General features: G+C 40.4%; 10 protein-coding genes. 1 reads left to right on the plus strand and 9 read right to left on the minus strand.

All coding sequences use genetic code 11. The annotated features are described in order from the left end of the window. Genes FBF29_04335 through FBF29_04365 form a run of 7 tightly spaced genes read right to left on the minus strand, consistent with a single transcriptional unit; the run spans window position 1 to window position 8,091 of the window. Window positions 1-3,354 (minus strand): ATP-binding protein, encoded by a 3,354-nt coding sequence (locus FBF29_04335; GenBank protein ID QJU07888.1) that lies wholly within the window; start codon window positions 3,352-3,354, stop codon window positions 1-3. Between the two features lie 15 nt (window positions 3,355-3,369). Then, the gene (locus tag FBF29_04340) at window positions 3,370-3,609 is read right to left on the minus strand and encodes a DUF167 domain-containing protein (protein QJU07889.1); all 240 of its coding nucleotides are present in this window, start codon (window positions 3,607-3,609) and stop codon (window positions 3,370-3,372) included. 14 nt (window positions 3,610-3,623) lie between these two features. Then, on the minus strand, window positions 3,624-4,631 hold the full coding sequence (locus tag FBF29_04345; GenBank protein ID QJU07890.1) for a hypothetical protein: 1,008 nt from the start codon (window positions 4,629-4,631) through the stop codon (window positions 3,624-3,626). Between the two features lie 38 nt (window positions 4,632-4,669). Then, window positions 4,670-5,272 (minus strand): hypothetical protein, encoded by a 603-nt coding sequence (locus FBF29_04350; GenBank protein QJU07891.1) that lies wholly within the window; start codon window positions 5,270-5,272, stop codon window positions 4,670-4,672. Window positions 5,273-5,291: 19 nt separating this feature from the next. Then, window positions 5,292-6,008 carry a hypothetical protein gene (locus tag FBF29_04355; GenBank protein QJU07892.1) on the minus strand — a complete coding sequence of 239 codons (717 nt, stop codon included), beginning with the start codon at window positions 6,006-6,008 and terminating at the stop codon, window positions 5,292-5,294. Next, window positions 6,008-7,387, minus strand: a complete 1,380-nt coding sequence (locus FBF29_04360; protein QJU07893.1) for a DUF2130 domain-containing protein — start codon at window positions 7,385-7,387, stop codon at window positions 6,008-6,010. Before FBF29_04360 ends, FBF29_04355 begins: the two co-directional genes overlap by 1 nt. A gap of 50 nt (window positions 7,388-7,437) precedes the next feature. Beyond that, on the minus strand, window positions 7,438-8,091 hold the full coding sequence (locus FBF29_04365) for a hypothetical protein (protein ID QJU07894.1): 654 nt from the start codon (window positions 8,089-8,091) through the stop codon (window positions 7,438-7,440). Between the two features lie 246 nt (window positions 8,092-8,337). Between FBF29_04365 and FBF29_04370 the strand changes: the two genes are divergently transcribed. Continuing rightward, on the plus strand, window positions 8,338-8,565 hold the full coding sequence (locus FBF29_04370; protein ID QJU07895.1) for a hypothetical protein: 228 nt from the start codon (window positions 8,338-8,340) through the stop codon (window positions 8,563-8,565). A 54-nt stretch (window positions 8,566-8,619) separates the two neighbouring features. Here FBF29_04370 and FBF29_04375 read toward each other — a convergent pair whose 3' ends face one another. Together FBF29_04375 and FBF29_04380 are read right to left on the minus strand one after the other, a co-directional pair. Continuing rightward, entirely contained in the window at window positions 8,620-11,736 is a 3,117-nt protein-coding gene (locus tag FBF29_04375; protein QJU07896.1) for a type I restriction endonuclease subunit R, read from the minus strand. Beyond that, entirely contained in the window at window positions 11,733-12,785 is a 1,053-nt protein-coding gene (locus tag FBF29_04380) for a restriction endonuclease subunit S (GenBank protein QJU07897.1), read from the minus strand. The genes FBF29_04375 and FBF29_04380 overlap by 4 nt, the downstream gene beginning before the upstream one ends. Between the last annotated feature and the right edge of the window lie 57 nt (window positions 12,786-12,842).

Consider the following 12,842-nt stretch of genomic DNA (forward strand, 5'->3'; position numbering starts at 1 on the left):
CTATAAAAGACCTCTGACTTCCTTCTCTCGCTCTTCTATCATTACCTTTTCTATTCTTATATCTAAATCATTTATATATTCTTGTATTATACTTCTTATATTCTCATCATCAGTTTTGTCAAAGTCTTTCTCTAATTTAGTTTTTTGCGCTTTTAACATATCAGATTCATTACCAGACCAGCTCGAAGATGTTAGATAACTATTATGCTTTATTTCTTGACAAGAGTAACCTGCAGCTAAAGCTTGTAATGCAAACTTTACCCACCACTCAGACATATAGCTTAGAGGAGATAAATGAAAATTATTAGCATTTCCATTTTTAAGTAGTATTGCATATAATTCAATACTACTACCAACTAAAGCATTAACCAAGTTAATATTGCCCGATGAGTTGTCTATTTTTACCAAAAAATCTTTCCTATCACCCAATTCTAAATGTTTTACGCAGTCTACAGCTACATTCTCTATGTGATGAGATTTCGCATAACCATCTGATAGTCTATTAATTTTTTCTAAAAACCACGGTTTGATTAGTTGAATATTACGACTTAGAATATGGCCTACTACAGATGAGGTTTCATAATCACACATTGAGTAGCTAACAACCGCCTGCTCCACTAGTAACTTTAGATTTTTAGGAATTTCTTCTTTTTGATTATTAAATTTATACATAATGTAATCACATATATGCACGGCTGCATTCTCATTGACATGTTCAAGAATATAGACCTGAACATCTGTAGTTAGACAACCTTGCAAACATGCCGTCGCTAGTTGATCAGAGCAAGTATTAAAATAAGGAGATACTTCTTCAAATAATGCAAAATTTTCACTAATATCAAGACGCTCTACAACAGCACATACTACAGCAGGTCTATAAATATCATTTAGTAATGTTTGCCTTAGAAACCCCTCATATCCTTTGGTTTTAATTTCTGCAATCTTATCCACTATACTCCAGACTATTTGCACTAATGACGTATAGCTAATAAAGGCTTTAGCCCACTCAATTAACCTATCATCAGGAATATTCTTAGCCAAAACTTGACTAATCCAATATAAATTGTTTGTATAAGCTATACTCGCGTTATCCGCCTCAATACATAAAGATTTTAGTCTTTCCGCACAGTCCACGGGAGATTCTTCTATCCAACCCTTGGCTAATTTATTTAACGCGTTCATGTGGTCTTGGAAATCTGAACCCTCTAGATTAGAATAAGTTTTATACGGAAAAAGTATATTATAATATTCAGGTATCTTTACATGTAAATCTATGCCTAGTTTCAAACCCATCTGCCGAATACGCCGCTGCACAAGATTATGCCCACATGAAGCCTCGTAGATATCCATAAGCAAATTCTTTGCAGTTTCTTTCATTATCTTATTCGTTGATTCTGACAGTTTTTGTCTGGTATATATCCAGCTATCAATTGCCGCAAGTGCTTTGGCAAATACAACGTCACTTTTCGTTTTACTATAAATACTGACGATCAGCTCTCTCAAAGAGTTTATTTCTTTCATTTCATCAGGATGTATATGCCCCTGAATAAATTTCATCGTATCACCCATACCAGGATCAGACTCACAGGTTTCATAGTGCGGTGTTATAGAAATTGATAGTGCCTCACCAATAGATAGGAGATCGTCATAGCCGTATTTTACTTTATATTCAAGTATTTCAATAAGGAGTTTTCTTCTTGTAAAAGCTTCATTATTAAAACCAGGTCTCCCAGATTTAACCCAGTCTCGCAGCAGCCGAAGTGCTCGCTTATCATCTCGTGCCCTATCTAGTAACACTCCAACGGTTATCTCAGGTTGCCAATATAGTGTAATGTTAGATTGTTTAAATATAGCGTCTGGGTTACACTCAGCTACGTATTCGGCTTCTGTTCTACCTAATGCGGCGTATAATGCCCATGCCTTATTATCAATTGATGAATTCAAATAGACCTTTATCCTATCTGCATCAACAGATGCTCCACGAAGGACAACCGCTAAAACAACCGATAAAACCTCGCTCTTATCAAGATACTTATCTATATATTCCTCAAAATCAAGAGGCATAAGGTCGGTAAAGAAAGCGTCTCTCACTAATGGATATCGTAAAGACTCGGGTTCGACAATAATGGTTTTGTCACGATTCACATTGATAATTCCACCGTAAGCAAGTTCATTGAGTATGTTTTTGATTTGAACAATGCCAATGCCACAGCTATTGGACAGATTAGACATACTAATACCACCATCTCCACCAAGAGCGATAAAAGCTAATATAGTTGCGGTTTCTTTTCCTAGTCTATTCTGAAATCCATTTACAACAATATTTTTGAGCGAATCTCCCCGAAGAACTTTTCGCCAATCATCCTGAATATATAAGCCGCTCAGAGCAACAGCAAGTCCAGGCTTTCCTTTTGACTGATCTACTATTTCACGTTTTACGTTATCAGATTCATCAATTAAACCACGTAGATCAATAATTTTGACTATATCATTCCGTGTTAGCGGTTGTAATTGAATAATATTAGTACTACTAACTCCTAATAAAGTTCGTATCGAATCTTCTTCCGAAGACCAAGTTATAGCAACAATATCAAAAGAAAAACCTAAATTACTTCTGATATACATAAGCCCTTCTATAATATCCCGATGATCGTGCGCATCATCCAATAATATATAGCATGGAGTTTGCTGCCTAATCTCATCTGTTATTCGTGATAGATTGTAGTCAATAACAAACAATCCTTTACGTTTCGAAGCAAATTCTTGAGCAAGATATGTTTTACCACTCCCTGGTTGACCAGATATCATGCGATCGCCTTTTATGCTTCTGATCTTTTTTTCTTCTTCATCACGACCTACTAGTGGTAAATTATCAAAAGAAATTCTAGATTTTACTGCAATGTTAGAAAGTGCAGGTAGTCGTCCTTGAATTCCTAATAACTTCATGCGCAGTTCTGAGTGAGCATATAAGTAATTAACAAAAAACTCCTCATCGTATATAGTTACCACCTCAAAACCTTCTTTACGAACTGCTTCTCGTAGCTTCTGCTTCTGACTGTTGGTAATTTTTCGATTTGTCGCTACATATATAAAAGTACTTTTCCCACCACTTTTCTTATAGCTTCGTATCGTTTTTAATACATTTGCCTTTAGATTTTCTTGAATAGTACAAGCAAGTGGACAGCCTACCTCTTTAGCCGGGATTTCTCCATCTCTACCAAAATCTCCAGGACCAGACACTGGAGTAAATCCTGGTATTGTATTTGTAAACGCTATGCCAACACACTCTTCAAACAAGTTACCATCACTAACTTTAGCAAGCTCACTTCTTATCTGATCACGCAGCTCATCCATAAAACAATTATATATTCAACTATCCCGTTTTAAAACGTCCACCTCAAAAACCTTGTATTTAGAAGCTGCGCCACGCACTAATTTTACCTTTGATGGCGCCACGCTAAAATACTTCGCCAGTAATTTTACCGCCGCCAGATTCGCCCGCCCTTCAATGGCTGGCGCCTTAGTGTAAATCGTCAACACGCCATCATCACCAACCACCACCTCTTCGCGGTGACGGGAGTTGGGTTTGAGGAGAATGGAGATTTTCATTGGTTATCTAGTTATTATTTCTCTATATCTTCTACGCTAAAGTATTGACGAACAATATTCATAATCTCAACTACAGTCTGGGAGTAGGTTTCTCCTGAATTATAAGCTCCAATAGCCCTCTTTACCTCTGTAGTATCATACATATCACAATCACGAGTATCTCTTAATATCCCGGCGGCAATCTTGATGCTTTCAATATCCGTAAGTGGCTTTTTAGATTTGACCTGCGCAATACCAACCGTAAGCTCACACTTGAAAAATGTAACTATAGCATTTTCTATTTTCCGAATTACTCGTGGCCTATTCATATCCTCGTATACCAATATGCAATACAATAGAAGCTTATTACATGATTCATCTTTACAATACAGGTCTATAGATTCATGATAATTATTATAAATATCATAAAATGACCTGACGACATAATTGGTAAAAGCTATGTTATTTTCGTTTTCCGCAACATCATGACTATTACCCATGTTAGTTATGCGAAAATATAAAAGAACCAGCATGGCTACAACCATACTTGACCATAAATTGTCGAATAAGCTATTGATGCTGCTTGGTGCAATAATTGACAAATCGACAATATTACTTATGACTCCTATAAAGGACCCTGTGCATATTACGAATAAAACATTGGCGACATAAATTAATCTCTCGCTAATAAACTTTTTCTTTTTAAATACCCCCAGAGAATCTCTAAAAATTAGTGAAGTTATTGTTGATATAAGCGCATAAACACAAGGCTCACCCACCCTAAAATAGCGCTGCTCTATAGATACCACCAGAAGAACTATAACAGCAACTGGAAGTGTTCGAAACAGGAAGTAGCTAAGCCACTTCCTGCGTCCATAACTAACAAATTGTCGAACTGACAGATAGTTAACTGCTGACGATGTGTATATTATTGGGTTCTTGTTATTAAGAGAATCCTTGTATTTTACTAGCTGAAAAAACGCTTCAACAAGAAAACCTCCTGCTATAGCTATGAATACCGGCATAATATTTTCTGTCATCATTTCTTTACTTAATTTATCATAGTATTCAAAAAATCACCCTAGAACGATATCACCTCCAGCTCCCGCGGCAAAATCTCCTGTACTTCCACCGAACCTGCTACCAAATGATAACCATGCAGCTTTGACGGCAAGTCGTGCTCAGCTGAACGCCAATCGACTGGGTGATTTTCATCGAAATAATCGAGCAGCTCCGCATTCAGAAAATGGTCGCGCGGCAGATTCACCGAACCGTCCTGATTGACAACCAGTGCTATCGATAAGCCCGACGTCACGCCATCTTCGTTTTTAGCATACGCCGCTGTCACCAGATGGACCACTGGCTCAAACTTCAACACTGACCGATCGCTCGCCTCCACCTGCACCTGGCCGCGACGTGCTAGCTGCTGATTGATTTTTGTTGTTAATTCGTCAACACTCGGCTTACTGTCGCCCGCTCGGCAGTAGTCGCAACCATCTGCCGCCTCGACATATTCCAGCAACAAATCCATATCGACGTCATCGTCCTTAACGCCATGCTGTGACAGTTGCTTCACCATCTCATACAGCGCGCCCAGCAAACTATAATCATTGGCACTCCTGGCAGCATCGCCAATGCGGATGATGGCGCGGGCAGCTGTGATAGAGTTGTCGGTTCTATTCATACGTCCTCCTTAAATATTTTTACGCCGCTCGGGAAAGTGTCTTGATAATCGTGATTGTATTTATCGACCGTATGGTTGGTGTCTGGCGTATCCTCCAAAAATGAAAAATCTCTCGGCGCGTCGCTTCATCAATTTCAAAAAACCTTTGCAAAAACCGGCGGACAATAATCTTGGTATCGTTCAAATAACCCAGCCGCCCGAACATGGCATAATCGGCATCAGAAATATCAAGCGCGGCATGCAGATGAATTTTATTGCGCCGCTTCTTCAGGCAATTCATGTTGATATACATATCTTTATCGGTGATAACCAGTTTTTTCTGCCACGCCAGTTCAATCATGCCAGTCAAACTTATCTTTTCATACGGCGGCAGCGCGTACGGACTGTTCATAATCTTCAGATATAGCAAACCTTCAACCACCTGCGTCGCCGTAATCGCAAACGTCTTAAAAGTCTGTGCCAGCAAGACGCGGGATAAAAACTGCTCCTTAATATTCTGATTCAAATAATCCAGATATTGCAAATTATACGCAATGTTACTGATAATTGCATATTGATTACTGTTTTTGTCATGCGTAATCGGAGCACCATACACCGCCCGAGCGATATAATCGCGCCACTCCTCAATCCGCCGCTCGGGAAACCACTTGTAAGCACTTAGGCAACCGGAACAGCGGGCGCAGAGCGATTTTGTATGAGGCTCGCCTGACTGATATACCTGTGCGGTCGTATCCATTAGTTCTCCTCTTTTTTTCTCGCCTCCTCAAATTTTGCCGCCATCGTTGGATTATTACGGGTAAGTTTTTTAATCGTTAATTCTTGAGCCTTATCATTAGCTAAACGAAGATTATTTTCAGACGATAAAAGCGCCTGCTTAGTTTTCTCTAGTTGCTTAATGGTCTTATCTATTCCTTCAATAGCATCAGTAAACTTACGGCTTGCCAAGTCATAGTTGCGCGCGAAACCAGCCTTAAATTTCTCCATATCCTCTTCAAAATGCGTAATATCCAGATTTTGTGCACGCACCAATGCCAACTCTGATTTATATTTCAGAGCATTAAGCGCTGCATTGCGCAGCAGCATAATTATCTGTATAAAAAATTGCGGTCGAATCACGAACATTTTTGGATAACGGTGCGACACGTCAACGATACCAACATTATATAATTCGCTATTCGCCTCAAGTAATGACACTAAGATTGCATATTCACAGTTCTTCTCGCGACGATCTTTATCCAGCTCTTTGAGGAAGTCTGCATTATGCTTTTTAGTGGCAGTCTGGTCATTTTCGTTTTTCATCTCAAACATGATGGATATAATCTCATTGCCGGATTCATCATTTTCTCGAAAAATATAGTCTCCCTTACTGCCAGTACGAGAGTCGTTGTCTTTCTCAAAATATGCGTGCGGAAAGGCTGTAGCGCGCAGTTTATTAAATTCAGTCTCACAATGCTGTTCAAGCGTCTCACCCAACATTTTGGTCGACAAACGAGCCTTAAAATCTTTGTAATAAGCAATTTGTTCATCCTTCGATTTTAGCTCTGCCGTGTATTTGTCTTTCAAATTTGACTCAACGAGCTGGCGCTCATTCTCTTTAGCGGCTAGCTGCAGCTTGAAATTATCGCGCTCACGCTCAACAGCGCTAACCGCCCGGTTAACCTCCAAATCTTTCTCGGTCTCAAAAGCCTTGATTTTTGCGTTTAAGTCCGCAATTATTTGATCGCTCTGCGACTTAGTTTGCGCTAACTCTTTATCAGCTTCTGAGCGTAACCGCTCTAAAGCTAGCTCTTTATCGCCTTGTGCTTTCTCTAGTTCAGACTTCAGCGATGATATTTCTGATTGTTTCTCAGAGTTAATTCGAGCAGCTTCTGCTTTCTTCTCTGCTTGCAAGCTTGCTAGTTCGGCCTCTTTCTCAGACAGTAGCTTTTGGAGCTCGCTGCGAGTCTTTTGCTCTGCTAATTGTACGGCGTTTTCTTTATCTGTAAGCAATAAATTCTCGCGCTCAGCAATCTCACGCGTAAATTCTTGATCGCGAACCTGCTTAACAATATCGGCGTAACTCGCTTGGTCTATTTCAAATACTTGACCGCAATTCGGACATTTTATTTGACGCATATTTACAATCCTTTCTATTAATTACCCCTGCAACGACAAGCAGGCTCGCTTTAATCACTTGTATTTTTATAGACAGCAATCACCTTGCCATTAATCATACAATTCTCTGACTGATCGACAATAATAGGCGGAAACCTCTCGGGAGTAAGAGATTCAGATTCTAACGATATATATTCCTCATGTTTTTTAAGACGCTTTATGTTAGCCATACCGCCAATAATAGACAAAACATAATCCCCATCATCGGCACACTTTTGCGTAACATCTACGAGAATAAAATCACCGCTGTTTATCGGTTGTTTTGACTTGCCGATACGAGCATTATTCATGGATTCACCATCAGCTTTCACTGCCATATACCTGTTTTTAAGCTGTGCGGTCTGCTTGCCCAATAGCTGTTTAGAAATCCTTAGAAACCCCTCATAGCATTCCTCGGCATAATTGAGTGCCGGACCACAACTTGCCGAGCCAACAATTGGCACTAAAACAAACCTATCGTCCTCCACTGGTGATTCCAGCCGTTGGGTTTTATTCTTTCTGTTTATAAAAAGTAGGTTTCGTTTTTCAAGCTGCAATAGATGATGCTGAATCTGACCAGGACTCATATCTGGATCGCCAATGAGTTCAGCTGTTCTACGCAATGTACATTCTGCCAAGTTATTGGTCTTTGCTAGTTCTAATAATTTCTTTTGGATGTGGTGCATGTGTTTTATTATACAACACCCACTACATAAATATCAATAATTTTTCGGGTGAACTTGACAAATATAGAGCTGTGCTCTATTCTCAATAGTGAACACTTTTATGGAGGGTGGGTCGACTTGTGTTATCGATTCATAACGTGGTCAATTTGTGTTACCTGCGAGTAGTCACAAATATAAAATCAACCAGTCGCAATATGGCGGGTAATGGCGGCGCAAGTTAGTTAAAATAATTAGGGAGATTCATTTATGAAACCGTATAAGAATATTAATGGTAATTCAAATGTAGTTGCTTACAGCATAGAAGAAGAGAGTATTACAGTACAGTTCAAATCTGGAAAATACACTGTATACACCTACACTTATGAGAGCGCAGGAGCTGACGCTGTTGAGACGATGAAGAGTCTAGCACAACAAGGGCACGGTCTCAATTCGTACATCTCAAAAAATCAGCCCGGCTATTCTGAGAAGCACTAAAATAAAATGAGAGCCAGGCTTGTAACTGGCTCTCATTTTATAATTTATCAGAGCCTACAGCTTCCCGCTCGAAATATCAAAGAAGCGATCAAAGAAATTCCTCAGTTTTTCCAATACCGTTTCGCGTTTTTTACTGCGCTCTCCATCAGCCGAAAATCGCGATATTGGCGGCAGTATCCCTGACAGCCCTGTGCCAGTTGATTGTATATATCCGTCGCGAAAAGCATTTTCAACAAACGTATACGTCGCTTTTTTATCTAATTTTTCATCATCAATGATCTGGTCTAGTTCTTTGATTTTCCTTGATTTCACAAACTCCTGCCAGTCGCCATCGACCGAACTATCAACCGTGAGCGACGCAATAAACTGCTCTATCAAATCCTTCTTATTACGCAATTCCATAGATGAGTTAACCGCTTTATCAATATCGACTAAAATCTCTTTATTATTCAAATGACTATCATGATACTGCCGAATCAGCTCCAGGATATAATCTATATTTATCTCAACTTGTTTAATGAGTTCCATCTCAAATACCAAATCATCATTGATATTCTCCTTACTCTCATCCGATTTCGGCCGCAGCTCGTTGTAGAGGTCGATGTACATACTATGATAATCTTGCACATCTCGCTGGCTCAAAATTTCTTTTCCAATAAACTCATCAAAGCTCGACAAAATATTTTTTACTCTCAGAATTGCACCATACAGCTTTACGAATTCTTTCTGCTCCTGCTCGCTGGCAATTATCTCACCCACTGGAAATTTATTTTTTAGCTCAGTAATCAAATCAACATAGCCCGACATTTTCTTTCCAGCGTCTTCATAGCCTTCATAATAATCTCGGAAAGGACGCAATAGCACAATGCCTTTCGCATCTTTGTCGCCGAAAAGTGCTAAAGCTTCATTAGTCGCCTTCTCCAAATTGCGAAACGTTACAATATTTCCATAGGTTTTAATTGAGTTAAGGATACGATTCGTCCGCGAATAAGCTTGAATCAGCCCGTGCATCCGCAAGTTTTTATCAACCCACAGCGTATTCAACGTCGTGGCATCAAAACCCGTCAAAAACATATTCACTACGATCAATAAATCAATCTCTCGATTCTTCATCCGCAGGCTCACATCCTTATAATAATTCTGAAATCGCTCGGCACTGGTATCATAATTCGTACCAAACGTTGCATTATAATCACGAATTACACCCTCCAGAAAATCACGTGACGAGACGTCCAATCCATCGGTATTTTCCGAATTTTCATCATCCATACCGTCCATTTCCAGATCAGGATCATTCGCTCCGTAGCTATAAATCGTAGCGATTTTCAGGCGTTTAACTTCAGGAAGCTCAGCTTGCTGGCGCTTAAACTCATTATAATAAAGTTTTGCTGTCTCGATTGAGCTCACCGCAAAAATTGAGTTAAATCCGCTCAGCCGAATTTTATCTTTTGCCTCTTCAACTGCCACTCTATTTTGCGCCGACGCAACTTCATGTACATTCATCAGCCGTGTAAATGCGTAATATTTGGCATTGCGCATGGTTTTTTGATCAAAGTGGTCACGGATATATTGCACGACATTACGAATACGCTCCGGAGCGTTCAATGCCCGCTCACGATCAATATCTCGCACTTTCTGTTGATCATCAACCTCGTCTGCCTCGCGAATTGTCCGAATATAGTCAATCCGAAACGGCAACACATTCTTATCAGTAATCGCATCGACTATGGTATAGGTATGCAGTTTATCGCCAAACGCTTGCTCGGTGGTTCGTAGATCAACTCGCCCGCCGCTGGACGCATTATCAGCAAATATCGGCGTACCGGTAAAACCAAACAAATGATAATTACGAAAACTTTTGGTGATGGCATGATGCATATCGCCAAATTGCGAACGGTGACACTCGTCAAAGATGATAACCATGTGATCATCAAAAGCCTTGTGTCCTTGATTGTGCTTGATGAATGTGTCGAGTTTTTGAATAGTAGTAATAATAATCTTAGCATTCGGATCACCCAATTGCCTCGTCAGAACCCGCGTACTGGTATTGCTATTCGCCGCCCCTTCCTGGAACTTGTCATACTCTTTCATCGTCTGGTAATCGAGGTCTTTACGGTCAACCACGAAAAGCACTTTATCGATATAGTCGAGCCTGCTTGCCAGCTGAGCCGTCTTAAAACTAGTCAACGTCTTACCACTGCCTGTGGTATGCCACACATAACCGCCAGCCTCAATCGTACCGAGCTTTTTGTAATTTGTAGCAATCTGGATGCGATTCAGAATACGCTCGGTCGCCACGATCTGATATGGGCGCATCACCAGCAATAATTTATCACTGGTAAATACACAGTACTTCGTCAGCACATTAAGTAGCGTATGTTTAGATAAAAAAGTTGCTGTAAAATCTATCAAATCGGTAATCGGGCGATTATTAGCATCCGCCCACCAGCTGGTAAATTCAAAGCTATTACTGGTCTTTTTACTGCGATGCGAATCCGATTTACCCGCCTCATTGATATGCTGCCAGCGCGTCGTATTGCTGTAATATTTCGTATGAGTGCCGTTACTAATCACAAACAACTGGATATATTCAAACAGCCCGCTACCCGCCCAAAAACTATCCCGCTGGTAGCGATTGATCTGATTGAAAGCTTCCTTTAGGGGCACGCCGCGCCTTTTTAGCTCAATATGCACCAGCGGCAAACCATTCACCAACAGTGTCACATCATAGCGGTTATCTCGTACACCCGACACCTCGTATTGATTGATTACCTGCAGGCAATTCTTGTGGATATTCGTCTTGTCCAACAAGCGGATATTAATCACCTCGCCGTTATCACGTTGTAGCAATTGTGTACTATCTTCCTGAATTTTGAAGGTCTTGTCAGCAATATTCTCATTACCATTGGCGATCCGCTCCGCGAAGAACCGCTTCCACTCAGCATCGGTAAACGTGTAATCATTCAGTTTTTCCAACTGCGTGCGCAGATTCTCTGTCAAGTCAGTCTCACTCTTGATCGGCAAATATTCATACGCCTGCGCTTGCAATTGCCTGATTAACTCTCGCTCTAATTCCGCCTCGCTCTGATAACTCGTCGCCCGCTGGTATGGCGAGACATAGTCGCTGACGACGGTACTGTCGCTATTTTCAGCAATTACATCATACTTCATTTTGAGCACTCCAACCCTTTGAATGTTAATAATTTATTGCGGTAATATTCATATTGCTTACGGCGGGCTTCAATCTCCGCTGGCAAACCGATGGAAATATCGTTGGTGAGTTTTTCAAATTTATCTAGGATCGAAACAATCCTTTCCTGCACCGCAAGCGTCGGTACAGGAATATTTATTTTTTTAACATTCGGCACTGTTAGCTGAGGGATACTTCCCCCGCTGTGACCAATTTCAGTAATATCAAGAGCATAGTTTAAAAATTTTATAGTAATTATCTTTGTGTTTGGTATTAGAGTAATCAACCGTACAATTGGCGTGAATTTCTCACCGCGAACCGCATGATAACCAATAGTACCCCGGGCTGAAATTGTAACAGCCTTTTTATCAATTTTATACGAGTCTGAATATCCATATAAGGCATTCTGTTCTGTTCCATTTGAATATATTGGGTATGGAAATTCTTTTGTAGGCTGAGCATTTCCCTTCATATAATTATTTGGCAAATCCCCCCCTGCAGATACAGACTCACAAACCGACTCCAGTGTTTTCCACTGTACCCCACTGGTGTTTTCATCGAAAGTCATGAGGTTATTGCGATAGTATTCATACTGCTTATTTCTCGCTTCTAGCTCTGTAAACGAGTCTAGCACCCGCACAATCTCTTTTTGAACCTCAAGAGGCGGAACAGGGATTTTTATCTTTGCAATACCTTTCGGCGAGAGATGAGATACCGTTGTTCCAGTGCGTTCACGCATTTTCAGAGGCTCAAACCATTGACTATTCAGCAAATGTACTAAATAGCCGGGCTCCTGGTCGTGCTTTAGAGCAATAGCATCACCGCCTAAATATATACTCTCGTCCATCAATATCGCAGAAGCCTTGCCAATTTGTGCTTCTTTAGTGGTGCTGGTTATCGGCATAATAATATCGCCTCGGACGACCTCTGTACCTTTAATAGCAGTTTTGTAGTCAGCACGAGAAACGACGTCAACAATATAGTTGCCATATGTAGTGTATAGCTTCACCATATAGAATAATTGGCGCATTGCCAGTACCAATTGCCGCCTTAGAAAGCGACTTACCTCTACAGAACTTAGCAACCT

It is taken from the genome of Candidatus Saccharibacteria bacterium oral taxon 488, assembly GCA_013099015.1.
GTDB lineage: Bacteria > Patescibacteriota > Saccharimonadia > Saccharimonadales > Saccharimonadaceae > Nanosynbacter.